The 24958-nt window shown below is 47.7% G+C and carries 20 protein-coding genes; 13 read left to right on the top strand and 7 right to left on the bottom strand.

Features of this window, described 5'->3' with window-relative positions; all coding sequences use genetic code 11:
* Window positions 1–77 precede the first annotated feature (77 nt).
* The 5 genes from def to SHEWPOL2_RS14550 are packed head-to-tail and all read left to right on the top strand — an operon-like array spanning window position 78 to window position 5727.
* Window positions 78–584 (top strand): peptide deformylase, encoded by a 507-nt coding sequence (gene def, locus SHEWPOL2_RS14570; protein ID WP_037429378.1) that lies wholly within the window; start codon window positions 78–80, stop codon window positions 582–584.
* Between the two features lie 15 nt (window positions 585–599).
* On the top strand, window positions 600–1556 hold the full coding sequence (fmt, locus tag SHEWPOL2_RS14565; protein ID WP_037429376.1) for a methionyl-tRNA formyltransferase: 957 nt from the start codon (window positions 600–602) through the stop codon (window positions 1554–1556).
* Window positions 1557–1561: 5 nt separating this feature from the next.
* Entirely contained in the window at window positions 1562–2848 is a 1287-nt protein-coding gene (gene rsmB / locus SHEWPOL2_RS14560) for a 16S rRNA (cytosine(967)-C(5))-methyltransferase RsmB (protein ID WP_037429389.1), read from the top strand.
* A gap of 15 nt (window positions 2849–2863) precedes the next feature.
* Window positions 2864–4273: a Trk system potassium transporter TrkA gene (gene trkA / locus SHEWPOL2_RS14555; RefSeq protein WP_037429374.1), complete on the top strand. Its 1410-nt coding sequence runs from the start codon at window positions 2864–2866 to the stop codon at window positions 4271–4273.
* 11 nt (window positions 4274–4284) lie between these two features.
* Window positions 4285–5727, top strand: coding sequence for a TrkH family potassium uptake protein (locus SHEWPOL2_RS14550; protein WP_037413506.1), 1443 nt, complete (start codon window positions 4285–4287; stop codon window positions 5725–5727).
* Window positions 5728–5773: 46 nt separating this feature from the next.
* Here SHEWPOL2_RS14550 and hemG (SHEWPOL2_RS14545) read toward each other — a convergent pair whose 3' ends face one another.
* Window positions 5774–6328 (bottom strand): menaquinone-dependent protoporphyrinogen IX dehydrogenase, encoded by a 555-nt coding sequence (hemG, locus tag SHEWPOL2_RS14545; protein ID WP_037413503.1) that lies wholly within the window; start codon window positions 6326–6328, stop codon window positions 5774–5776.
* Window positions 6329–6526: 198 nt separating this feature from the next.
* Here hemG (SHEWPOL2_RS14545) and SHEWPOL2_RS14540 point away from each other — a divergent pair, with 198 nt between their 5' ends.
* Window positions 6527–6835, top strand: coding sequence for a metalloregulator ArsR/SmtB family transcription factor (locus SHEWPOL2_RS14540; protein WP_011715321.1), 309 nt, complete (start codon window positions 6527–6529; stop codon window positions 6833–6835).
* Window positions 6836–6894: 59 nt separating this feature from the next.
* Here the strand turns inward: SHEWPOL2_RS14540 and hemG (SHEWPOL2_RS14535) are convergent, their stop codons facing one another.
* The 4 genes from hemG (SHEWPOL2_RS14535) to pepQ form a co-directional block, all read right to left on the bottom strand.
* Window positions 6895–7419, bottom strand: coding sequence for a menaquinone-dependent protoporphyrinogen IX dehydrogenase (gene hemG, locus SHEWPOL2_RS14535; protein ID WP_037413499.1), 525 nt, complete (start codon window positions 7417–7419; stop codon window positions 6895–6897).
* 1 nt (window position 7420) lies between these two features.
* Entirely contained in the window at window positions 7421–8878 is a 1458-nt protein-coding gene (locus SHEWPOL2_RS14530) for a TrkH family potassium uptake protein (RefSeq protein WP_037429372.1), read from the bottom strand.
* 77 nt (window positions 8879–8955) lie between these two features.
* Window positions 8956–9570: a YigZ family protein gene (locus SHEWPOL2_RS14525; RefSeq protein WP_037429370.1), complete on the bottom strand. Its 615-nt coding sequence runs from the start codon at window positions 9568–9570 to the stop codon at window positions 8956–8958.
* Between the two features lie 15 nt (window positions 9571–9585).
* Entirely contained in the window at window positions 9586–10905 is a 1320-nt protein-coding gene (pepQ, locus tag SHEWPOL2_RS14520; protein WP_023266033.1) for a Xaa-Pro dipeptidase, read from the bottom strand.
* 443 nt (window positions 10906–11348) lie between these two features.
* Here pepQ and fadB point away from each other — a divergent pair, with 443 nt between their 5' ends.
* The 5 genes from fadB (at window position 11349) to SHEWPOL2_RS14495 (ending at window position 19186) form a co-directional block, all read left to right on the top strand.
* Window positions 11349–13499 (top strand): fatty acid oxidation complex subunit alpha FadB, encoded by a 2151-nt coding sequence (gene fadB / locus SHEWPOL2_RS14515; protein WP_037429367.1) that lies wholly within the window; start codon window positions 11349–11351, stop codon window positions 13497–13499.
* A 22-nt stretch (window positions 13500–13521) separates the two neighbouring features.
* Window positions 13522–14685, top strand: a complete 1164-nt coding sequence (gene fadA, locus SHEWPOL2_RS14510) for an acetyl-CoA C-acyltransferase FadA (RefSeq protein WP_037429364.1) — start codon at window positions 13522–13524, stop codon at window positions 14683–14685.
* A gap of 397 nt (window positions 14686–15082) precedes the next feature.
* Entirely contained in the window at window positions 15083–15328 is a 246-nt protein-coding gene (gene tusA, locus SHEWPOL2_RS14505) for a sulfurtransferase TusA (RefSeq protein ID WP_037429363.1), read from the top strand.
* Between the two features lie 35 nt (window positions 15329–15363).
* The gene (locus SHEWPOL2_RS14500) at window positions 15364–15801 is read left to right on the top strand and encodes an MOSC domain-containing protein (RefSeq protein ID WP_037429360.1); all 438 of its coding nucleotides are present in this window, start codon (window positions 15364–15366) and stop codon (window positions 15799–15801) included.
* Window positions 15802–15997: 196 nt separating this feature from the next.
* A complete protein-coding gene (locus SHEWPOL2_RS14495; protein WP_037429358.1) occupies window positions 15998–19186 on the top strand; it encodes an amidohydrolase family protein in 3189 nt (1062 codons plus the stop codon).
* Window positions 19187–19273: 87 nt separating this feature from the next.
* Here SHEWPOL2_RS14495 and ltrA read toward each other — a convergent pair whose 3' ends face one another.
* Together ltrA and SHEWPOL2_RS14485 are read right to left on the bottom strand one after the other, a co-directional pair.
* A complete protein-coding gene (gene ltrA / locus SHEWPOL2_RS14490) occupies window positions 19274–20623 on the bottom strand; it encodes a group II intron reverse transcriptase/maturase (protein WP_037429356.1) in 1350 nt (449 codons plus the stop codon).
* A gap of 625 nt (window positions 20624–21248) precedes the next feature.
* Entirely contained in the window at window positions 21249–21824 is a 576-nt protein-coding gene (locus SHEWPOL2_RS14485; protein WP_037429354.1) for a DNA-3-methyladenine glycosylase I, read from the bottom strand.
* Between the two features lie 118 nt (window positions 21825–21942).
* On the opposite strand from SHEWPOL2_RS14485, the gene glyQ reads away from it, so the two are divergent.
* The gene (gene glyQ, locus SHEWPOL2_RS14480; RefSeq protein WP_011070431.1) at window positions 21943–22848 is read left to right on the top strand and encodes a glycine--tRNA ligase subunit alpha; all 906 of its coding nucleotides are present in this window, start codon (window positions 21943–21945) and stop codon (window positions 22846–22848) included.
* A 9-nt stretch (window positions 22849–22857) separates the two neighbouring features.
* Window positions 22858–24924 carry a glycine--tRNA ligase subunit beta gene (gene glyS, locus SHEWPOL2_RS14475; protein WP_037429352.1) on the top strand — a complete coding sequence of 689 codons (2067 nt, stop codon included), beginning with the start codon at window positions 22858–22860 and terminating at the stop codon, window positions 24922–24924.
* Window positions 24925–24958 lie beyond the last annotated feature (34 nt).

Here is a 24958-nt window from a genome sequence, read left to right as displayed (position 1 = left end):
AGATTAAAATTAACCCATTAGCCTCAGTCAGTATAACCAACTGATTGAGATTTGACAGACTTGTTAAGAGTTTAAGTATGGCACTATTAAAAGTTTTACGCTTTCCCGATGAAAGATTGCGAACTCAAGCACAACCTATCACAGAGTTTACTGCTGAGTTGCAAACTCAAATCGATGATATGTTCGAAACCATGTACCAAGAAAAAGGGATTGGTTTAGCCGCGACCCAGGTTGATTATCATAAACAACTGATCGTCATGGATTTACAAGACGAGGTTGAACGTCCTAAAGTCTTTATCAATCCCGAGATTATTGCCAGTAGCGGTGATTTCTGTAACGAAGAAGGTTGTCTGTCTGTCCCTGGTATCTATGCCAAGGTTGACCGCGCCGAATTTGTTACCGTTAAAGCTCTGGATAGACACGGTAATGAATTCACCGTTGAAGCCGATGACCTATTTGCGATTTGCATTCAGCATGAAATGGATCACCTGAAAGGTAAGTTATTTGTCGACTACCTGTCGCCATTGAAGCGCCAACGGATCAAACAGAAACTTGAAAAAGCGGCCAAACAAGACGCCAAATAAGCATTAGGATCAGATTTGAAACCACTCAATATCATCTTCGCCGGAACACCGGATTTTGCCGCTCGCCATTTACAGGCGCTGATTAACTCACACCACAATGTGATTGCTGTTTACACACAGCCGGATAGACCCGCAGGGCGCGGTAAAAAACTCACCGCCAGCCCAGTGAAAGAGCTCGCGCTCGCCCACAATATTCCAGTTTATCAACCCGGTTCGCTACGCAAAGAACCCGCGCAGCAAGAACTGGCCGCCCTTAATGCCGATATTATGGTGGTGGTTGCCTACGGTTTGATCCTGCCTAAAGTCGTGCTTGATACGCCACGTTTAGGCTGTATCAATGTTCATGGTTCAATTCTGCCTCGTTGGCGCGGTGCGGCGCCGATTCAACGCGCATTGTGGGCAGGTGATAAAGAAACCGGCGTGACGATTATGCAGATGGATATCGGCCTAGATACGGGTGATATGCTGCTAAAAACCTACTTGCCAATTGAAGATGACGATACTTCGGCAAGTCTTTACGAGAAGTTAGCCCAGCAAGGACCCGATGCGCTACTGCAAGCTCTCGAGGGTTTAGCCAACGGCACCTTAGCCGCTGAAAAACAAGATGAAGCCTTAGCGAACTACGCCGAAAAACTCAGTAAAGAAGAAGCGAGGTTAGATTGGACTAAATCAGCAACCCAATTATGGCAAGAAGTCCGCGCCTTCAATCCATGGCCTGTGAGCTACTTTGAGCACCAAGGCAATACTATCAAGGTGTGGCAGACCCAAGTCAGCACCACCAGCAGCAATGCCGCACCCGGCACTATTATCAGCGCCAGTAAAAAAGGTATTGAAGTCACCACCGGCGATGGTGTGTTAACCCTGCTCAGCATGCAATTACCCGGTAAGAAACCCCTCAGCGTTGCAGATATTCTCAATGCCCGCGGCGAGTGGTTTACCCCAAATACTCGTCTCAATAACGAGGCGCAATAATAATGATGAACTTGCGAGCACTGGCGGCCAAAGCCATCTTCGACGTATTAGAAAAAGGCGTGTCACTTTCAGTTGCCCTGCCAGAACAGCAAAGGCATCTTGCTAGTGGTAAAGATAAAGCCCTGCTCGCCGAGCTCTGCTACGGCGTAATGCGTACTTTGCCACAAATAGAAAAACGCGTTGCCGAATGTTTGGCCAATCCCCTCAAAGGTAAGCAAAGGATCATCCACCAGCTATTGATTGTTGGCTGTTATCAGCTTTACTTCACCCGCATACCAAGCCATGCGGCCATATCCGAAACCGCTGAGGCCTGCCGTCAGTTAAAGTTTGAGGGAATGGTAAAGGTCGTCAATGGCGTGCTGCGTAATATTCAGCGCCAATTAACACCGCTTAGCACAGAGTCGGAGACCTTAAGCTACAACACGCCGGGCTGGTTAATTAAGCGCTTAAAAGCCGCTTATCCCGATCATTGGCAAGAGATAATCCAGCAAAGTCATGAGCGTCCACCCATGTGGCTACGTAACAATCGCCTCTCCCAAAGCCGCGATGAATATCTTGCCGCCCTCAGTGAGCTTGAGATAGAAGCCAGTGCGGGCCTGAGTGATGATGCAATCCTGCTTGCCCATCCCAAGGATGTGGCGACATTACCACGCTTCCACGAAGGTGCAGCATCAGTGCAAGATGGCGCAGCCCAATGGGCAGCGACCCTGCTGGCTCCGCAAGCCAATGAACTGGTTCTCGACGCCTGTGCGGCACCGGGCGGTAAGAGTTGCCATTTACTCGAACTTGAACCTAGCATCAAGCTGGTCGCCGTCGATTTCGATGCCAAACGTCTCGAGCGCGTGCAACAGAACCTTGACCGTTTATCATTAAAAGCGGAAGTTATTCATGGCGATGCGGCCAATATCGACTCATGGTGGCAGGGTGAACAATTTGATCGTATCTTACTCGACGCACCTTGCTCAGCGACGGGCGTTATCCGCCGCCATCCCGATATCAAATGGTTACGCAAAAACCATGACATCGAAGAACTGGCCGAGCTGCAAAGACAAATTCTCGATCACTGCTGGAAGTGGCTCAAGCCCGGTGGCACACTCCTGTATGCAACTTGCTCTATTTTGCCGCAGGAAAATCGAGACCAAATTAGTGCATTTTTAGCCAGAACCGCAGATGCTAAGCTAGACACACTTGCCCAGCAGGCTTCAAGCCAAGATATAGGTTGGCAAATCACGCCGGGACAACACAACATGGATGGGTTTTATTACGCCCGTTTATTGAAAGCGACCCATTAGGAAGTAAGCAAGGCCATGAAAATTATCATATTAGGTGCGGGTCAAGTTGGCGGAACCTTGGCCGAAAATTTGGTGGGTGAAAACAACGATATCACCATCGTCGATAGCGACAAATCCAGATTACGCGCCCTGCAGGATAAATATGACCTTCGCGTCGTGGCGGGCCATGGTGCCCACCCCGATGTGCTCAAAGAGGCTGGCGCCGAAGATGCCGACATGCTGATTGCTGTGACGAACAGCGATGAATGCAACATGGTCGCCTGCCAGATGGCCTACAGCCTATTTGGTACACCGACTAAAATCGCCCGTATTCGCTCCGAACCTTATCTAGCGATGCGCGATAAATTATTTATCGACAGTGAGACCAAAAATAGCGATGGGCGTCCTCGCGGCGGTTTTGTGATCGATGAACTTATCGCACCTGAACAGTTAGTGACCGCTTACATTCAACGTTTGGTTGAGTATCCCGGTGCACTGCAAGTGCTCGAATTTGCCGAAGGGCGCTTAAGTTTAGTTGCGGTGCGCGCCTATTATGGCGGCCCTTTAGTCGGTAATGCCTTGGCCGCGCTTCGCGAGCATATGCCAAATATTGATACCCGGGTGGCGGCGATTTTCCGCCAAGGTCGCCCTATCATGCCCCGCGGTACGACTATTATCGAAGCCGATGACGAAGTATTTTTCGTGGCCGACAGTCGCCATATCCGCGCGGTGATGAGTGAGATGCAAAAGCTGGATAACTCCTACCGCAATATCATGATTGCCGGCGGTGGTAACATCGGCTTAGGCCTGGCTAAACGCCTCGAGCGCACCCATTCAGTCAAATTGATTGAACACAAGTTCGAACGCGCAGAGTCTCTATCCGAACAACTTGAAAACACCACGGTATTTTGTGGTGACGCCTCAGATCAAGAGCTGCTACTCGAAGAACATATCGACCAAACCGATGTGTTTATTGCCGTCACCAACGATGATGAAGCCAATATCATGTCCGCCCTGCTAGCCAAGCGCATGGGGGCGAAAAAGGTGATGGTGCTGATCCAGCGCGAAGCATATGTGGATATTGTGCAAGAAGCTAATATCGATATCGCGATTTCACCCCAGCAGGCAACGATTTCAGCCTTACTGACCCATATCCGCCAAGGCGATATCTGTAACGTGTATTCCTTACGTCGAGGCGCCGCCGAAGCCATCGAAGCCATTGCCCACGGTGACTCCAGCACCTCTAAAGTTGTTGGCAAGGCCATTGGCGATATCAAGCTGCCGCCGGGAACCACTATTGGCGCAATTGTGCGGAATGAGGAAGTGTTGATGGCTCATGATAAAACAGTGATTGAGCAAGGGGATCACGTGATTTTGTTTTTGGTAAACAAAAAATTTATCGGCGAAGTCGAGAAGCTGTTCCAACCTAGCGCCTTCTTCTTTTAAGTCATCATCCTATGCTGAACTTTAGACCGTTATTGTTTATTTTAGGGCTGTTTTTATCGATGTTAACAGCCTTTATGTTAGCGCCCTTACTTCTTGCCGCATTCAACGGCGAGGAGACCGTAGGCTCTTTCATGTTATCGGCTTTAGTCACAGGGATTTGCGCCAGCCTGTGTTTGCATAACGGCCAAAGTAAGGCCATTAACCTCAATATTCGAGATATGTTTCTGCTCACCAGCCTAACTTGGCTGATCGTGAGTCTGTTTGCGGCTATGCCTTTTACGCTTTACCACGGTATAGGTTATACGGATGCCTTCTTCGAGACCATGTCCGGTATTACCACCACAGGTTCAACCGTGCTCTCAGGGTTAGATACGATGGATCACAGTATCTTAATCTGGCGCTCGTTATTGCAATGGCTCGGTGGTATTGGCTTTATCGTGATGGCGGTTGCGATTCTGCCCTTCTTAAACGTTGGTGGTATGCGGCTGTTCCGCACTGAGTCATCGGATTGGAGTGACAAGGCAGTTCCTCGTACCCAAAGCATGGCTAAGCATTTATTCTTTATCTATATTTTACTGACTATTATCTGCTGTATTGCCTACCATGTTGCAGGCATGACGTGGTTTCAAGCCATCAACCATGCGATGACCACACTGTCGACGGGAGGCTATTCAACCTCAGATAATTCGATGGCGGCGTTTTCAAATTCAGCCCATTGGGTTGGCGTTGTGTTTATGGCGGCGGGAGGTTTACCCCTGCTGATGTTTGTGCAGATGATCCAACAGCGCGATTTAAGCGTTTGGAATGATGCCCAAGTCAAAGGCTTCTTATTTTTTCTGACCTTTGTTTCTTGCTTTATTGGTGTTTGGTTATGGCAAACCCGCGATATCGCCTTGATTGATGCATTACGCTTATCCAGCTTTAACGTCGTATCTGTTGTGACCACAACGGGCTATGGGTTAACCGACTATGGTACGTGGGGCGCATTTGCTAATATCGCTTTTCTGTTCTTAATGTTTGTCGGTAGCTGTTCTGGCTCGACCTCTGGCGGGATCAAAATCTTCCGCTTTCAAATTGCTGGCGCCATTATGCGCGAGCAGTTAAAGCAGCAATGTCATCCCAATGGGATATTTAGGGAGCGCTATAATAACCGCCTGATTAGTGAGGATATTGTGCGCTCGCTGATCACCTTTGTACTGCTATTTATGTTTGTGATTGTTGGGCTTTCGGTGATTTTGGTGTTGACAGGGCTCGACCCCATGACCAGTTTTACTGGCGCAATTACCGCAGTCACCAACGTTGGCCCAGGACTTGGGCCGATTATTGGCCCAGCGGGTAACTTCTCGACACTGCCCGATCTGGCTAAGTGGGCGCTTGCATTAGGTATGTTGCTAGGACGCTTAGAGATTTTAACTGTGGCCGTACTATTCCATCCCAGTTTTTGGAAATACTAGTCGTATCAGTCATCAACTAAAAATGCGCTCACAGAGCGCATTTTTATTAGGCGGGCTCAGCAACCTTAGCCAAAGTCAGCAAATGGTCGGCATAGACCTTCACATCTTCCCAGTCGGTATAATCGATCACCGCCTTAGGATCCGTTGGCCCTTTGGTGATTTTCATAATCAATTGGATCATTAATCTGTCGTACCAAGGCCACGAAGGGTAATCCACCTTACCAGCAATAATCTTCAAATCGGCGGGAGTCCAAGGTGATAAGGTTATGAATTTTTGCAGGTATTTATTGTTCTCTGGAATACGTTTTTCAGGATTACGCGCCACCACATTGACGCAGAAAAAACTGTTTGGCAACGCACTCAACGCTTGCGAATGTTGTTCAACAAACTGGAATACGCTCTTGTCATAGGTACCATAGAGTACGCAAGCCCCCAAAGCCACCAGTTGATAATCGGGCCAGTTAATCCTTGTTGCAGCCGCACTATTGATGTCGACTAAGTCAACCTCAGCACCACGCAGAGTCAATTGCTGCGCGATTGCATTCGCAATCTTGGCCGTGTGGCCACCACGGGTAAAATAAAGCACCAAAATGCGTGTCATGGGGTATTCCCGTTCCGTTAAAGTGTGGCACCATTGTGGCAATCATCTGTTAAATAAACCCCTGATAGGATCACAAATCAGCGTTGTCTCATATTCTGAAATGCAAAAATTGAGATCTGAATTGCCGAGCAGTATGATTGCGTATAGAAACATGTTCAATTAGAATTATCTAATCAAAAGCGATCAAGTGAGTACCTTATGCAAAATGATATAGATGTAAATGCAATGGTAACTAATGCGGAAAGTGCGGCTAAATGGCTTAAAGCTATAGCGAATCCTTATCGCTTAATGATTCTGTGCCTTTTACTGGATAAAGAGCTGAGCGTGACGGAACTGAATGCGACAGTTCCTTTAAGCCAATCGGCACTATCACAGCATTTAGCAGTATTGCGAGCTGAAGACTTAGTCGATACCCGTAAGAGCTCCCAGATTGTGTATTACAAGCTTAAGAATGAACAAGTCACCCAAGTGATTTCCATTCTACATAGTCGTTACTGCGCGGTATAAATCGTTAAACGACGCCATGCAGTCATAAAGCCCTAGCTGAGACTAGGGCTTTATCATTTTTACAGCTTGCTAAAGTGCGTTCCGAAGGCTTCGACTTTACCCCAATCGGTAAACTCGAAGGTGCCCTTCAGGTCAGTCGGCCCCTTAGTCATCCACATGATAAAGCGGATCATGGTCCGGTCGAATAAACTATATTTAGGATAATCAATCTTGCCTGCAAACACCGCCAATTGCTGTGGTTGCCACAGCGATAATTTAAGGAACTTTTGCATGTAAGGATTGGTTTCTGGCGTGTTCTTTAATGGCTTACGCGCCACCACATTTACAGTGAAAAAACCGTTAATTTTTGCACTTAACACCGCGTGGTTGCGATTTACAAACTGATATAGCTCAGGTCTATGTTTACCATAACGAATACTCGCACCAATCAGCACTTTATCGAAATCGACAAGACTTAAGGCCTCGGCCTGTTCTAAGGTGACTAACGACACCTGCTCACCCGCTTGTTCGGCAAGCGTTTTGATTTTTCGGCAAATTTCCAGTGTTTGGCCATCGATTGTCGAATAGATTATTAATGTCTGCATATCAATCCTTCCAGAAAGTTGGCGTGAACAAAATCAACAAGGTAAAGACTTCGAGGCGACCAAATAACATGGCCACCACCAGCACCCATTTGGCGCCATCACCGATACTGGCATAGTTACTCGCCACTTCCCCAAGCCCTGGGCCAAGGTTATTTAAACAGGCAGCGGTGGCACTAAAGGCCGTAATATCGTCCAGCCCCATGGCCATTAGCGCCAACATACACAGTACGAAAACTAAAGCGTAGGCAGAGAAAAATCCCCATACTGCATCGACGACACGATCTGGTAACGCCTTGGAGCCAATACGAATTGAGAACATCGCCTTAGGGTGAACCAAGCGCTTAAGTTCACGAGAACCTTGCAACAGCAGCAGGATAACTCGGATCACCTTTATCCCGCCCGCAGTTGAACCACCACACCCACCGATAAAGCTTGAGAAGATCAACAGAATCGGCAGGAAAAGCGGCCACATATGGAAACTTTCAGTACCAAAGCCAGCAGTTGTCGCCACCGAAACCGCTTGGAATAAGGCGTGATCTAAGGTTTCTTCTGGCGAGTCATAAATCCCTGAGTGATAAAGGGTTAAGAAGCAAATCGCCGTCAGCACCAACTGAATTGCCACCAGCATCTTGAACTCAGTGTCTCGAAAATAGACTCTAAAATTGATCCCGCGGCGCGAAAATGCCGCAAAGTGCACGCTAAAGTTCACTGCAGAGACTATCAAAAAGAATACGCAAATCAGATTGATTACAGGGCTGTTAAAGTAGCCCATACTGGCATCGTGGGTCGAAAAGCCCCCGATGGCGATGGTCGAAAACGAGTGACACACGGCATCGAATACGCTCATCCCCGCCAGCCAATAGGCGCCAGCACAGGTGATGGTTAGCAGTAGATAGATGTACCATAACGCCTTAGCCGTTTCGGCAATCCTCGGCGTCATCTTACTGTCCTTCACAGGCCCTGGAATCTCGGCGCGATACAGCTGCATGCCCCCAACTCCAAGCACAGGCAGAATCGCCACAGCTAGAACAATGATCCCCATACCGCCGAGCCATTGCAGCATATGTCGATAAAACAGAATGGCCTTAGGTAAGGAGTCCAGTCCGACAATAACGGTGGCTCCTGTGGTAGTTAGTGCGGAGAATGATTCGAAGAAACTATCGGTCCAGCTGAGATCGGGTTGGCTTGAGAAGATAAAGGGTAAGGCACCGATGGAGCCAAGCACTGTCCAGAACAAAACTACGATCAGGAAACCCTCGCGAGTTCGTAATTCCTCTTTGCAGCGACGATTAGGATACCAGAGCCAAAAACCGATAAATAAGCTAACAAAAAATGCCTGAATAAACGCAGTACCACCGCCATCGTTATACCAAATGGCGATTAAGGCTGGCGGCAGCATAGTGATGGAGAACAGGCCGATTAGCAGGCCTATGATTCTTATTATGGTTTTGTATTGCATTCCGCGTGTTCAATTATTCCATTGGCTGCAAAGGTATTTTCAGCATTTTGCATATTTTGGCATAATTTACGCAGGCATCACAGCTCAAACTCTGCTCGCAGGCTACCCTGACTCAACGTTGCCAGTGATTCATTCAATATACCCTGTTGCTGTTTGCCTATTTCAAAATGGATATCAACGGCTTCGGCAAATTGCTTATCGATGATCACCGCTTCTAACTGTTGTAATAAATGTTCGACATCCCTTAATTGGGTGTAATCACAATGCAGTTTGGCTGGATAACGTAATTGCTTCAATCGCGTCGGCAATTGCCCTAAACCTTGGCGTAATCCCGAAGTATAGGCACGCACTAAACCGCCCACACCTAACTTAGTACCGCCATAGAAACGCACCACCACGGCACCGACTTCACCGAGATTCGCGCCTTGTAATACTGCGAGCATTGGACGACCAGCGCTGCCCGCTGGCTCACCATCGTCACTCGAACCGATGGCAATGCTGTCGTTGGGCGCTCCAGCAATAAAGGCATAGCAGTAATGGCTGGCGCCGGGATAATCTCGCTTTATGTCAGTAAGTACTAACTTCAGCTGTTCTAAACTTGTGCAATGAAATAGAAAAGAGATAAAGCGGCTATGCTTTATCTCTTCTTCTATCTGCACATTTTCACTCGGTATCAGATAACTTTCGAGCACTCGCTCTCCCTAAAATCACGCTAAGCCCAGTTCGCGGGTCATATTTTCGTTTCGATCCTGATGCACAATCACATTATCTTCGATACGAATGCCGCCAAAAGGTCGCAGCTCATCAACGGTGCGCCAATTGATCTGCTGACCACGGCTATCTTGTTTTAGCTCATTGAGTAAAGTGTCGATAATGTATAATCCTGGCTCCATCGTAAGCACTTGGTTTGGTGCCAAAATGCGGGTGCAACGCAGGAACGGATGAGCCTCAGGGGCCGGAATATGGGTACCACGCTCATCGAAGGCAAAACCTCCCACATCATGCACTTGCAAGCCTAGCATATGGCCGAGTCCGTGGGGAAAGAAGGCGCTGGTAATGCCTTGGTCGACTAAGCCTTGGGCATCGCCCGTGGCTAGCTCAAAATCCAACAGCATTTGCGCGACTTTGCCATGGGTCGCCAAATGTAAATCGGGATAACGCACACCCGGGCGCATCATATCGATCAGCTCGAGCTGCGCCTTGTTCATGGCAGTGATCAATTCGTCAAAGCGATTCTTCTCAAACGCATAGGTACGAGTGATATCCGACGCATAACCAAAATAACTAGCACCCGCATCGATTAAAAAAGATAAACGTCGCGCCGGATTTTGATGCTCGAGTGCGGTGTAATGCAAAATCGCCGCATTTTGGTTTAAGGCAATGATATTACCGTAGGGCACTTCGTTCTCGCCCTGTCCCACGGCAGATAAATACTGCTGCTGAATTTCAAACTCGCTGGCACCGTTATAGAAGGCATTTTTAGCCGCTAAATGCCCTTGCACCGCAATCTGGTTCGCTCGGCGCATACATTCGAGTTCATATTCGGTTTTAGTGGTACGGTGAAAATGCAGATAGCTCATCACAGAGTCAGGATTGCGACTGGTGAAACCCAGCACCTCAGCCACATCTAAATGCTCACCCAAATAAGCCCAGTTAGCGATATCGCTAGGCAATAGTTCGGCAACCTTATCGGCCTTAGTGAGTAATTTGATCTCAAAATGCTCGGTCCAGAACATCTCCGGCACGTCAGACACCTTATGCCAAAAATCCACAGGGCGATAAAAAATCAGTTGCGGCTTATCGCGACCATTCACCACTAACCAACAGTTAGGGTTATCCAACACAGGTAACCAAGCCTTGAAATGGGGATTGGCTTTAAAAGGATAATTAATGTCGTCCAAAAACATTCGATGTGGCTGACCCGAGTGGATCACTAAACCTGATAATGCTTCACGCGATACAATTTCAGCAACTCGACGATTAAGCTCGGCGATGTGGGCATGATAGTGATGAGCCAAGTGATCCATGTTTCATATCCTGTAATGAACGATAGTTAATAAAAAAACCGCAAATCTGACTAAGCCATATAGGCTCAGTGTTTTCCTCTACTTACGCCCTCATTTCGCACGGGGTAGCAAATTCTCGATTTAAGCCTATGCTTTTGATTATAAAAATAAAATTACCCAACTAGCCAGCGAGTAATACCGCTAAAGTACAAATTCCCACTACGTACTCTTTCGCGTAATCTGGCACTTCTACACTTTGTGCAGTGTATCACAAAGCTGAAAATTCACTCTAGCCGACAAGAAATTAAACAGTCGTTTAAATTGGGTGTTGTAATTTATCGAATTTCGAAGCACACTGGCACACAACTGGTCAAATGATGGCCGAAGCTGCTGTGAGATAGAGAGTCGTACTAACACCAAAAAATAATGGTGGGTATCACTTTTAAGCCAAAAGGAAGCAAGCAATGATCTACCAAAGTCCTACAATTCAGGTTGAGTTACTCGAGGATAATATTGCCAAGCTGTGCTTTAACGCACCCGGTTCGGTGAACAAATTCGACAGAGAAACACTCGCCTCACTCGATGCCGCATTAGACAGCATTAAACAACAATCAAACATTCAGGCATTAGTGCTCACCTCAGGTAAAGATACCTTTATCGTGGGTGCCGACATTACTGAATTTTTAGGCTTATTCGCACAAGATGATTCAGTACTACTCTCTTGGGTTGAACAGGCCAATGCCGTATTCAATAAACTTGAAGATTTACCTTTCCCAACCGCTTCAGCGATTAAAGGTTTTGCCCTAGGCGGCGGTTGTGAAACCATTCTGGCAACGGATTTCCGTATCGCCGACACCACAGCCAAAATCGGTCTACCCGAAACCAAGCTAGGCATCATCCCTGGCTTTGGTGGCACAGTGCGTTTACCACGTGTGATTGGTGCTGACAACGCCCTTGAGTGGATCACCACGGGTAAAGACCAAAGCGGCGAAGATGCATTAAAAGTCGGCGCTGTTGACGCCGTTGTTGCACCAGAAGCCTTAGAAGCTGCGGCGATTCAAATGCTAAAAGATGCAGTAGCAGAAAAGCTTGATTGGCAAGCGCGTCGCCAACGCAAGATGTCACCACTGACCTTACCTAAACTCGAAGCCATGATGTCTTTCACGACCGCTAAAGGCATGGTTTTCTCTGTCGCAGGCAAACATTACCCAGCACCAATGGCAGCGGTAAACGTAGTTGAACAAGCAGCAACCAAAGGCCGCGCCGAAGCACTACAAATTGAACATCAAGCTTTCATCAAGTTAGCGAAAACCGATGTAGCCAAAGCACTAATCGGTATCTTCCTTAATGATCAATTCGTTAAAGGCAAAGCTAAGAAAGCGGGCAAACTCGCTAAAGATGTGAAAAGCGCAGCCGTATTAGGTGCCGGCATTATGGGTGGCGGTATCGCTTACCAAAGCGCCAGTAAAGGCACGCCAATCGTGATGAAGGATATCGCTCAACCTGCATTAGATTTAGGTTTAGGCGAAGCCGCCAAACTGTTATCTGCGCAAGTTGCTCGTGGCCGCTCTACCCCAGAAAAAATGGCTAAAGTGCTGAACAACATCACCCCTGCCTTAGACTATGCCCCAGTGAAACATGCTGACGTGGTTGTCGAAGCCGTCGTTGAGCATCCCAAAGTTAAGGCACAAGTACTGGCGGAAGTTGAACAATACGTCAGTGAAGATGCGATTATCGCCTCTAACACGTCAACTATTTCAATCAACCTGCTAGCGAAGAGCATGAAGAAGCCAGAGCGCTTCTGTGGTATGCACTTCTTCAACCCAGTGCACAAAATGCCATTAGTTGAAGTTATCCGTGGCGAGCACAGCTCAGAAGAAACCATCGCATCAGTTGTCGCCTACGCCAGCAAAATGGGTAAAACCCCAATCGTTGTTAACGATTGCCCGGGCTTCTTCGTTAACCGCGTTCTCTTCCCTTACTTTGCTGGCTTTAACGGCCTGCTCGCCGAAGGTGGCGACTTTGCCGCTATCGACAAAGTGATGGAAAAACAATTCGGCTGGCCAATGGGCCCTGCTTATCTGCTAGACGTTGTCGGTTTAGACACAGGCCACCACGCCCAAGCAGTAATGGCCGAAGGCTTCCCCGATCGTATGGGCAAATCCGGCAATGACGCGATTGACGTGATGTTCGAAAACAAACGTCTCGGTCAGAAGAATGGCAAAGGCTTCTACGCTTACTCTGTGGATAGCCGCGGTAAGCCAAAGAAAGACGTCGACCCAACCAGCTACGAGCTGCTGAAGGCCGCCTTTGGTGAACAAAAAGCATTCGATGCGGATGAAATCATCGCCCGCACTATGATCCCAATGATTATCGAAACCGTTCGCTGTTTAGAAGAAGGCATTGTGGCATCACCTGCCGAAGCAGATATGGGCTTAGTCTACGGTTTAGGCTTCCCACCATTCCGTGGTGGTGTGTTCCGTTACTTAGATACTATGGGCGTAGCGAACTTTGTGGCTTTAGCAGACAAATACGCTCACTTAGGTGGTTTGTATCAAGTCACCGACGCCATGCGCGCCCTTGCAGCCAACAACGGTAGCTACTACCAAGCCTAATTAGCGGGAAAGGAATTTAATTATGAAACAAGCTGTTATCGTAGATTGCATTCGTACTCCTATGGGCCGTTCTAAGGCTGGGGTGTTCCGTAATGTACGTGCAGAAACACTCTCTGCCGAATTAATGAAAGGTCTATTACTGCGTAACCCGCAATTAGATCCCAATACTATTGAAGACGTTATTTGGGGCTGCGTGCAGCAAACCCTAGAGCAAGGCTTCAACATTGCCCGTAACGCATCATTGCTGGCAGGTATCCCGAAAACGGCTGGCGCCGTGACAGTAAACCGCCTATGTGGTTCTTCAATGGAAGCCATCCACCAAGCGGCACGTGCCATTATGACCGGCATGGGCGACACCTTTATCATCGGTGGTGTTGAGCATATGGGCCATGTGCCGATGAACCATGGTGTGGACTTCCACCCTGGTTTAGCCAATAACGTCGCTAAAGCCTCCGGCATGATGGGCTTAACCGCAGAAATGCTCGGCAAGCTCCACGGCATCACCCGTGAGCAGCAGGATGCCTTTGCTGTTCGTTCACACCAACGCGCTTACGCAGCCACAGTTGAAGGCCGTTTTGCCAAGGAAATCTATGGCATCGAAGGTCATGATGCTAACGGTGCACTGATTAAAGTACTGCACGACGAAGTGATTCGCCCAGAAACGACCATGGAATCGTTAGCAGCACTGCGCCCAGTATTCGACCCTGCAAACGGTACTGTGACTGCGGGTACCTCATCAGCCTTATCCGACGGTGCTTCGGCCATGTTAATTATGGAAGAATCTAAAGCGCGCGCTTTGGGTCTACCAATCCGTGCACGCATTCGCTCTATGGCGGTTGCAGGTTGTGATGCGGCAATTATGGGTTACGGCCCAGTACCAGCCACGCAAAAAGCACTTGCTCGCGCCGGTATTACCGTTGCCGACTTAGATGTGATTGAACTTAACGAAGCGTTTGCTGCTCAGTCTTTACCTTGTGTGAAAGATTTAGGTTTAGCAGATGTGGTTGATGACAAAATCAACCTCAACGGCGGCGCAATTGCACTAGGTCACCCACTGGGTTGTTCTGGCGCGCGTATTTCAACGACGCTGATCAACCTGATGGAACACAAAGATGCGACCTTAGGTTTAGCCACTATGTGTATCGGTTTAGGCCAAGGTATTGCAACCGTTTTCGAACGCGTTTAATCCTTAACGATTCTCCCTTCAAAGAGCCGGACTCAGTTCCGGCTTTTTTATGCAGCTTTAAAATCATTGTGAAATAATGCCACGCTAAAACGTCGATGATAAAGTTGCTAAGCCAAAAACGCTTAAAGTTAGATTATCTCGATTTTATAGCAGCTATAAAAGTCCCGTATTTTTTATGATGAAGAGATCCATCCCATTCTCAAGCATTTGAGAAAGATTAGGGATCACGAAATAACATTGTTCCACGTGAAACATCTCACTAATCCTGACTCTCGAATAAATAAAACGGAATAAAACCAATTACCCGTTGCATCACAAAATCAGGCCGCCAACTTGGTTTATCCAAACCACTGGAGTAACATTAGCCAATTCTGTTTAACCGTTCAGTCGAGGTCATATGAACGACGTTTTCTCAACCGCACAACACAAACTGGATGCTCTTGGTTTGCGCTGCCCAGAACCAGTAATGATGGTGCGTAAAACGGTAAGACAAATGGCTCAAGGAGAAACACTGCTTATCATCGCGGATGATCCTGCTACTACCCGTGATATTCCCAGTTTTTGTGAGTTTATGGATCACACACTGATCGCCAGTGAAACCAACCAAATACCCTATCAATATTTGATTAAAAAGGGACTCTAAGTCCCAACATCGACATTAGGATAAGGACATCAAACATGCCGAAACTAGTTGCTATCGCCTATAAAACGATTAAACGCGGACCAATGAATGAGGTGCTGTGCGCGAATGTCACCCAGCACAGCGGTATTGAAAAAGATGTATTTGGTCGCCCAGGCAAAAGGCAAGTCACCATACTCTCGCTCCAGCAGTGGCAAATAGCGTGTCAAAGTATAGGTGCAAATTTACCTTGGACGACTCGCCGCGCCAACCTTTTAGTCGATGGATTAACTTTTAGTCCTGCCGATGTGGGTAAACAGTTGCACATTGGGGATCTCTGCCTCGAAGTCACAGGTGAAACTGACCCATGTAAAAAGATGGACCAAGCTCATGCCGGCTTAGAGTCAGCACTAACACCTGATTGGCGAGGCGGTGTCACTTGCCGTGTCATCAATGATGCCATGATCCACATCGGCGATCCCGTCACATTAAACTAATCATCACTTCATGGAGAGTAAGCCGCATTACTCTCCCACAGTTTCTCCGCCTCAGCTGCTGCCCCTCGGTCATTAATTGAAACAGTATTTCCGTTTTCCTTACAGGGTATTTGTGCGATAACTTAGCGTAGCATTAACAAATATTTATCCAACCTGATAACAATCAAGCCCTAGAATAACGATAACAGGACATAACATGTTGAAACCTAAGCTGACACCGCTTTATATCGCCCTGATGCTTGGCCTTAACTCCCACGCTGTACAGGCAGCAGACGCCCAAAAAACGAGTTGGGACGTCAATGCGCCAGCCAATGCCCCGCTAGAAAAAGTGGCAATAGATGTAACCGAAGGCACTTGGATGAACATCAGTGTCAGTCCAGACGGCAAACATTTAGTATTCGATTTACTCGGTGATATTTATCAAATACCAGTCACGGGTGGCGAAGCTAAACCATTAGCTCAAGGCATAGCCTGGCAAATGCAGCCAGTTTATAGCCCTGATGGTAAACACATCGCCTTTACCTCGGATGCGGATGGTGGTGACAATATTTGGATTATGGATGCCGATGGCAGCAATCCACGCACCGTCACATCAGAAACTTTTCGCTTACTCAACAGCCCAGCGTGGAGCCCTGATTCGCAATATTTAGTGGGTCGTAAACATTTTACCGCCAGTCGTAGTTTAGGTGCCGGCGAAGTCTGGCTCTACCATGTAGCAGGTGGCGAAGGTGTAAAACTCACCGAACGCCCAAATGATGAGAAAGACTTAGGTGAACCCGCCTATTCACCCGATGGTCGCTATATCTATTTCAGTCAAGATGACACCCCAGGAAAAACCTTCCATTATTCCAAAGACTCAGTAAACGGCATCTATAAAATCAAGCGTTACGATACTAAAACAGGTGATATCGAAATTCTGATCGAAGGGACTGGCGGAGCCATTCGCCCAACCCCAAGCCCTGATGGCACCAAACTGGCCTACATCAAGCGTGATGATTTCCAATCATCCTTATATTTGCTTGATTTGAAATCCGGTGAAACCACTAAACTGTTCGGTGATTTAGACCGCGATATGCAAGAGACTTGGGCAATCCATGGTGTTTACCCGACGATGGCATGGACTCCAGACAACAAAGACATCTTCTTCTGGGCTAAGGGCAAAATTAACCGCCTCAACGTTGCTAATAAAACGGTCACCGATATTCCATTTTCTGTAAAAACCCAATTAGACGTTCAGCCTTCAGTACGCTTTAAACAAGATATTGATAAAGATGTATTCGATGTAAAAATGCTGCGAATGGCACAAGTTTCACCGGATGGCAGTAAGGTCGCCTTCGAAGCATTGGGTAAAATCTGGTTGAAGACACTTCCCGATGGCAAGATGTCGCGCTTAACCGAGTTAGATAACAATATCGAAGAACTCTATCCCCAGTGGTCGCGTGATGGCAAAAATATTGTCTTCACAACTTGGAATGACCAAGACCAAGGCACAGTACAAGTGATCAGCGCTAAAGGTGGCAAAGCGAAACAACTTACCACTGAGCCAGGAAAATACGTCGAGCCCACCTTTTCTCCCGATGGCGAACTTGTGGTGTATCGTAAAACCCAAGGCGGCCATCTCACACCTCGAACTTGGTCGCAGGAACCAGGTCTGTACAAGGTCGATTTAAAAACCAAACAAAATAAGAAAATCTCCGCAGAAGGCTATCAAGCACAATTCGGAGCCTCAGCCGATCGCATATTTTTTATGAATAGTGGTGAAGATGACACACCGCAGCTTGCCTCTATTAACTTGGATGGGTTTGATAAGCGCGTTCACTACAGCAGTAAACATGCAACCGAATTTAGAGTCTCACCCGACGGTAAACAGCTCGCCTTTGCCGAGCGCTTTAAAGTTTGGGTGACGCCCTTTGCTAAACATGGTGAAACCGTTGAAATCGGCCCTAACGCCAGCAATCTTCCAGTCACTCAGTTAAGTGTGCGAGCCGGCGAAAGTATCAGTTGGAATAGCAAGAGTAATCAACTCTATTGGACTCTTGGCCCAGAACTGTACCAAGCCGATGTTGATTCGCAGTATCTCAAAAAGGACGTGCAAGCTAAGCCAAGCATTATCAATTTAGGCTTTACTGAAAAAGCTGATGTTCCACGTGGAACAGTCGCCTTTGTCGGCGGTAAAGTGATCACCATGGAAAATGACCAAGTCATCGATAAGGGTGTAGTGATCGTCAAAGACAATCATATTGTTGCTGTTGGCGACGCTAACACGGCAATTCCAAAGGTTGCACAAGTTATCGATATAAGCGGCAAATCCATTATGCCAGGTTTGTTTGACGCTCACGCCCATGGCGCCCAGGCCGATGATGAAATCGTGCCCCAACAAAACTGGGCGCTCTACTCTGGATTATCCCTAGGCGTGACGACCATCCATGATCCATCGAACGATACCACTGAAATCTTTGCCGCTTCTGAGCAACAAAAAGCTGGCAACATCGTGGGCCCGCGGATTTTCTCCACTGGAACAATTCTCTACGGCGCAAATGCACCCGGATACACCTCGCATATCGACTCACTCGATGATGCAAAATTCCATTTAGAGCGACTCAAAAAAGTTGGTGCCTTTAGCGTTAAGAGCTACAACCAACCGCGTCGCAATCAAAGACAACAGGTTATCGCTGCAGCTCGTGAACTCGAAATGATGGTCGTGCCAGAGGGGGGCAGCTTACTGCAACATAACCTGACCATGGTTGCCGATGGCCATACCACCGTAGAGCACTCATTACCCGTGGCAAATATTTATAACGACATTAAACAGTTCTGGAGCCAAACTAAGGTCGGTTACACTCCAACCTTAGTCGTCGCCTACGGCGGTATTTCGGGTGAAAACTATTGGTATGATAAGACCGATGTGTGGGCTCATCCGCGCCTGTCTATGTATGTGCCAAGCGATATTTTGCAGGCTCGCTCTATGCGTCGCCCCCATGCACCAGACGGTCACTACAATCATTTTAACGTTGCTAAAGTGGCGAATGAGTTTAATAAATTAGGCATTCATCCAAATATTGGCGCCCACGGTCAACGTGAGGGTTTAGCCGCCCATTGGGAAATGTGGATGTTCGCCCAAGGCGGCATGAGCAATATGGATGTACTCAAAACTGCGACCATTAACCCAGCCACCACCTTCGGCCTAGAGCATCAACTTGGCTCAATTAAAACCGGTAAGCTTGCAGACTTAATCGTTATCGATGGCGATCCATTAGCGGATATTCGAGTCACAGATAAAGTTACTTATACCATGGTCAATGGTAAGTTGTTCGATGCAGAGTCGATGAACCAACTCAATGGCAGCAAACAACAGCGTAAGCCTTTCTTCTTCGAGAAAATCTAATCTCAATCGGGTAGCCGGAGGTATTTAGCCTCCAGCCCCCACACCACCCTGCATGCGGCTCCGCACAGGGCGGTTCATTTAGAACGCCTAACCTGTTTTCTGGTTCGGATAGTGAACCGCGATCCATCCATCTCTCAGTGAATACAATCCTGCTTTCTTAAGATACTCATTACTCAGCGCTTGCTGTATCCCTGGTGTTTTCGAGCTTCGCCACGGCCCTTTGCTTGTAATTCCACAAGCAACGGCCGCTTGGATCCTGACGCCACGTTTGAGTAAGTTTTGTACCTTAGTCCGTGGCTTTCGCCATTGACGCCAGTAGCACATACGTACTCGACGACGGATCCAGTGGTCTAACTCGACACATCCTTGGTAAGCGTTGGCTATGCCAAAGTAGTTGATCCAGCCTTGCATGTATTGCCGCACTTTAAACAATTGATAGCTCATGCTCACGCCCCAATTGCGGTTTGTCAGTCGTCTTATCTTTTGTTTGAAGATGTGCAGTGTTTTGACATGCCACTGGATCTTTCCGCGGTTAAAGGTAAACCCTAGGAACTTGCTTTGGCCTACCTTAACCACTTGGCTTTTCTGTTCGTTAACAACCAGTTTTAGCTTAGTGGCAAGATAGCGAGTAATACTCTTGAGGACACGTTCGCCCGCTCGTTGAGACTTGACCAAAATGATAAAGTCGTCCGCGTAGCGGGCGAATTTGTGCCCTCGGCTTTCCAGCTCTTTATCAAGACTGTCCAACATAATGTTAGAGAGTAATGGCGAGAGTGGGCCGCCTTGAGGCACGCCTTCGAAGCTTGCTTCAAATTGGTCGTTGACCATCACACCAGCTCGCAGGTATTTACCAATAAGCGCCAGCAGACGCTTATCCTGTACCTTGATCCTCAATTGAGTCATCAACAGGTCGTGATTTACTCGATCAAAGAACTTGGACAGATCAACATCGACGGCAAATTTGCGCTTCTGTTTGATGATATCTCTGACTTGCAAGACCGCTTGTTTGGCATTCCTATTCGGTCTAAAGCCGAAGCTATTAGCCGAGAAGAAAGGGTCAAACAACGGCGTGAGAATTTGAGCAATAGCTTGCTGTATCACACGATCAATGACGTTAGGGATACCCAGTTTGCGTTTACCGCCATCGGGTTTGTCGATCTCTACGCGTCTGACTGCTGAAGGGTTATATTCACCTCGTTCCAGTAGAGATTTACACCGTTGCCAACCGCCTTGTTGCATCCAAAGCGGGAAGGCTTCGATAGTCATGCCATCGATGCCAGCCGCGCCTTTATTGGCTTTAACTTGACGCCAAGCTCGGTGTAGATTTTCAGGTTCGAGTAGTTGTTGGAATAAATCGCTGTTGAAGGCCGGTTGCATATCAATACGCTGCCGATAGTAATCGTCTGGCGACGTAGTGGGTATCGACAAGTTTGACAAGACTCCTCCTTCTTCTAAATGTTCAGGCCTTCACCATGTACCCACAACGCTAACGCGGGGTATGCTATCCCATCCATTACGATGGGCGTTGAGCTACTATGCCGTCTGCTGACTTCTGCTTAATCACATGCCGAGTTGCCCCGTCATGCGCTATCGGTTTTCATCTGGTTCGCTCTTTTCAGTCGATGAGATTGAAAAGCCAAGGCACTTAATAGACCAGAGCCTGACTGGTTATTGACCGATCGCGTGTTAAGCAGATCTCCCCAGATAAGAACATGAACTTTCTTTGCACTGCTGCATCATTTACGGTGGCCATTAGATCACGTGGTTTCGTCGTCTTGTGCCAACTCACCTCTAGCCTACGCCTCATATGATGTTCTTGTTCATCAGCTCGCAAATTTGCTAGCGGCTTCCTTCAGACCAATCCTCGCGGATAAGCCCTTGCCATTCACTAGTAGTTAGCGTTTAATAACAGCATGTTATTGAACGGTGACCTTCCTACAGAGGACTTTCACCTCATTAGTTCATGCCCATGCTGGGCGTACACAAGATGAAATAACAAAAGGCATGTTCCACGTGGAACATGCCTTTTTATTTTGGATTTTTAGCTCAATAAAATAAGTACTTATTTGCCGCCACAGCAAGCATCATAGGCGATGCAATCAACTAGATGATCGTTCACCATTCCCACAGCCTGCATAAAGGCATAACAAATCGTTGGGCCAACAAAGTTAAAGCCGAGTTTTTTTAACGCCTTGGACATTGCCTCAGACTCAGGTGTTTGCACAGGCACCTGCGACATGGAAGTAAACTGATTAACCATAGGCTTACCACCAACAAAGCTCCACAGAAATTCAGCAAAATCTTTGCCATCCGCAGTGTAGGCTAAATAGCCTTTTGCATTACGAATAATCGAATGGATCTTAAGGCGATTACGCACAATACCTGGATTGTTCATCAACTCTTCAACCTTAGCGTCGTCGAAAGTGGCAATGACTGTCGGCTCAAAATCCGCAAAAGCTTGTTCGTAGTTTTGCTGCTTCTTTAAGATAGTAATCCAAGACAACCCGGCTTGTTGGCCATCTAAACAGAGCTTGGCAAACAACTCCTTCGAATCATAAACTGGGCGTCCCCACACTTTATCGTGGTACTCACGATACAAGGGATCATCGCTGACCCAATTACAGCGGATTTCTTCCATGGCCTATCTACCTTAACGTTTTAACAAAGAAGGTAAAAAATAACCTACATAAGCAGAGATCTACAAGGTATAATCGAAACCATTTTCTATTCAAGCTGACGGCAGTAGACAAGTAGACATGACGACGAAACACGACGTAAAAACATTTCAGGGTTTCATTCTAACCCTACAGGAATATTGGGCGCAGCAAGGCTGTGCAATCGTTCAACCTTTAGATATGGAAGTCGGTGCGGGTACATTCCACCCACAAACTTTCCTACGCTCTCTAGGGCCTGAGCCAATGAGCAGTGCTTATGTGCAGCCATCGCGCCGCCCTACCGACGGCCGTTACGGTGAAAACCCAAACCGTCTGCAGCACTACTACCAATTCCAAGTCGTGTTAAAACCGTCACCGGATAATATCCAAGAACTCTATTTAGGTTCTCTGCAAGCTCTTGGTATTGATACACAAATCCATGATATCCGTTTTGTGGAAGACAACTGGGAATCACCAACGCTAGGCGCTTGGGGTCTGGGTTGGGAAGTCTGGTTAAACGGCATGGAAGTGACTCAGTTTACTTACTTCCAACAAGTCGGCGGCTTAGAGTGTAGCCCTGTCACAGGTGAAATCACATACGGTTTAGAGCGTCTCGCCATGTATATCCAAGGTGTGGATAGCGTTTACGACCTAGTATGGACCGATGGCCCCATGGGTCGCATCACCTACGGCGATGTGTTCCACCAAAACGAAGTTGAGCAATCGACCTATAACTTTGAACACGCAGACGTCGACTTTATGTTTGCCCTGTTCGATCAATGCGAAAAAATGTGTCAGCACTTATTGTCGCTTGAAAAACCATTACCTCTGCCAGCCTATGAGCAAGTGATGAAAGCCTCGCACGCCTTCAACCTGCTCGATGCACGCCACGCCATTTCAGTGACTGAACGTCAGCGTTATATCCTGCGCGTTCGTACAATGGCTAAAGCCGTTGCTGAATCCTATTATCAGGCACGCGAAGCGCTTGGCTTCCCAATGTGTAAGTAGAGGTAACACATGAATTTTGAAAACTTACTCATCGAGTTAGGCACTGAAGAACTGCCACCAAAGGCGCTGCGTAAACTGGCTGAGTCTTTCTTAGCAAACTTCACCGAAGAATTAACCAAAGCCGATTTAGCTTTTAAATCAGCTGTTTGGTACGCTGCGCCCCGTCGTCTCGCCATTAATGTGACAGAACTAGCGCTTGCTCAAGCGGACAAAATCGTTGAAAAACGCGGCCCAGCTGTGAGTTCAGCTTTTGATGCCGAAGGTAAACCAACGAAAGCCGCAGAAGGCTGGGCACGTGGTAACGGTATTACCGTTGACCAAGCTGAGCGTTTGGTGACCGATAAAGGTGAATGGCTGGTTTATAACGCCAAAGTCGAAGGCGTTGAAACCAAGAGCTTAATCGCAGCGATGGCACAACGTGCGCTGGATAAGTTACCCATTCCTAAGCCAATGCGCTGGGGAAGCAGCAAGACACAATTTATTCGCCCGGTTCACACCGCTACCATGCTGTTAGGCAGTGAGTTAATCGAAGGTGAATTGCTCGGCATTAAATCGGCACGTAATGTTCGTGGTCACCGCTTTATGGGTACAGGCTTCGAGCTTGACCATGCAGACAACTACCTGACACTGCTGAAAGAAAAAGGTAAAGTCATCGCCGACTACGAAAGCCGTAAAGCCTTAATCAAAGCCGATGCAGAAAAAGCGGCCGCTAAGATTGGTGGCACCGCCGATATCGAAGATGACCTGCTGGAAGAAGTCACCTCTTTAGTTGAATGGCCAGTCGTATTAACCGCAAGCTTTGAAGAGAAGTTCTTGAACGTGCCTTCAGAAGCCTTGGTTTATACGATGAAGGGCGATCAGAAATACTTCCCTGTATTCGATGATGCCGGTAAGTTACTGCCAAACTTCATCTTTGTCGCCAACATCGAATCAAAAGATCCGGCGCAAATCATTGCGGGTAACGAGAAAGTGGTTCGTCCACGCTTGGCCGACGCCGAGTTCTTCTTCAATACCGACAAAAAACACACGCTGGAATCACGTTTACCAAGTCTTGAGACCGTCTTGTTCCAACAACAACTCGGTACCTTAAAAGACAAAGTCACTCGTATCTCTGCCCTAGCCGCCTTTATTGCCGAGCAAACTGGCGCTAACGCCGTTGATGCCGCCCGTGCTGGTTTATTGTCTAAAACAGACTTAATGACCAATATGGTGATGGAGTTTACCGATACTCAAGGCACTATGGGCATGCATTACGCCCGCCTAGACGGTGAAACTGAAGCCGTAGCCTTGGCCATGGAAGAGCAATACAAGCCAAAGTTTTCTGGCGATACGGTTCCGACAGCAGCGGTATCTTGCGCAGTCGCTTTAGCGGATAAACTCGACACCTTAGTGGGTATCTTCGGTATCGGTCAGGCACCTAAGGGCGCTGCCGACCCATTCGCACTGCGCCGCGCCGCTATCGGTGTGCTACGCATTATCGTTGAGAACAAGCTGCCACTGGACTTAGTGACGCTGATTGCTAAGGCTCAAGAACTCCATGGCACTAACTTAAGCAACGCGAATGCAAGCGATGAAGTGCTTGAGTTCTTAATGGCACGTTTCCGTGCTTGGTACCAAGATAAAGGTATCGATGTTGACGTGATCCTCGCCGTATTAGCACGCCGCCCAACTCGCCCAGCTGATTTTGATAGCCGTATCAATGCGGTATCACACTTCAGAAGCTTAGAAGCTTCTAGCGCACTGGCAGCGGCGAATAAGCGTGTGTCTAACATTCTGGCGAAAGTGGAAGGCGAATTACCTACAGCAATTAATTCGGCTCTGTTAGCCGAAACCGCAGAACAAGCATTAGCCGCTAAGCTTGCCGAACTGCAACCTCAACTCGCTCCGCTGTTTGCAAATGCTGATTACCAACAGGCATTGACACTGCTGTCGAGCTTACGTGAAAGTGTTGACCAGTTCTTCGAAGACGTGATGGTTATGGCGGATGACGAAGCATTGAAAAACAACCGTTTAGCACTGCTGAATAACCTACGTGAGCAATTCTTACATGTAGCGGATATTTCTCTACTCCAGTAAGTCACACGTTAGGTACCAATAAAAAAACGCGCTG

This window comes from Shewanella sp. POL2, assembly GCF_000282755.1.
GTDB classification, from domain to species: domain Bacteria; phylum Pseudomonadota; class Gammaproteobacteria; order Enterobacterales; family Shewanellaceae; genus Shewanella; species Shewanella xiamenensis.
Note: the sequence above shows the minus strand (reverse complement) of the source record. Positions and strands in the feature narration are given on the sequence as shown.

Excerpts from the sequence above, each read along its gene's own strand:
- def (WP_037429378.1), top strand. The coding sequence starts at position 78 with ATGGCACTATTAAAAGTTTTACGCTTTCCCGATGAAAGATTGCGAACT.
- rsmB (WP_037429389.1), top strand. The coding sequence starts at position 1,562 with ATGAACTTGCGAGCACTGGCGGCCAAAGCCATCTTCGACGTATTAGAA.
- trkA (WP_037429374.1), top strand. The coding sequence starts at position 2,864 with ATGAAAATTATCATATTAGGTGCGGGTCAAGTTGGCGGAACCTTGGCC.
- SHEWPOL2_RS14550 (WP_037413506.1), top strand. The coding sequence starts at position 4,285 with ATGCTGAACTTTAGACCGTTATTGTTTATTTTAGGGCTGTTTTTATCG.
- hemG (WP_037413503.1), bottom strand. The coding sequence starts at position 6,328 with ATGACACGCATTTTGGTGCTTTATTTTACCCGTGGTGGCCACACGGCC.
- SHEWPOL2_RS14540 (WP_011715321.1), top strand. The coding sequence starts at position 6,527 with ATGCAAAATGATATAGATGTAAATGCAATGGTAACTAATGCGGAAAGT.
- hemG (WP_037413499.1), bottom strand. The coding sequence starts at position 7,419 with ATGCAGACATTAATAATCTATTCGACAATCGATGGCCAAACACTGGAA.
- SHEWPOL2_RS14530 (WP_037429372.1), bottom strand. The coding sequence starts at position 8,878 with ATGCAATACAAAACCATAATAAGAATCATAGGCCTGCTAATCGGCCTG.
- pepQ (WP_023266033.1), bottom strand. The coding sequence starts at position 10,905 with ATGGATCACTTGGCTCATCACTATCATGCCCACATCGCCGAGCTTAAT.
- fadB (WP_037429367.1), top strand. The coding sequence starts at position 11,349 with ATGATCTACCAAAGTCCTACAATTCAGGTTGAGTTACTCGAGGATAAT.
- fadA (WP_037429364.1), top strand. The coding sequence starts at position 13,522 with ATGAAACAAGCTGTTATCGTAGATTGCATTCGTACTCCTATGGGCCGT.
- tusA (WP_037429363.1), top strand. The coding sequence starts at position 15,083 with ATGAACGACGTTTTCTCAACCGCACAACACAAACTGGATGCTCTTGGT.
- SHEWPOL2_RS14500 (WP_037429360.1), top strand. The coding sequence starts at position 15,364 with ATGCCGAAACTAGTTGCTATCGCCTATAAAACGATTAAACGCGGACCA.
- SHEWPOL2_RS14495 (WP_037429358.1), top strand. The coding sequence starts at position 15,998 with ATGTTGAAACCTAAGCTGACACCGCTTTATATCGCCCTGATGCTTGGC.
- SHEWPOL2_RS14485 (WP_037429354.1), bottom strand. The coding sequence starts at position 21,824 with ATGGAAGAAATCCGCTGTAATTGGGTCAGCGATGATCCCTTGTATCGT.
- glyQ (WP_011070431.1), top strand. The coding sequence starts at position 21,943 with ATGACGACGAAACACGACGTAAAAACATTTCAGGGTTTCATTCTAACC.
- glyS (WP_037429352.1), top strand. The coding sequence starts at position 22,858 with ATGAATTTTGAAAACTTACTCATCGAGTTAGGCACTGAAGAACTGCCA.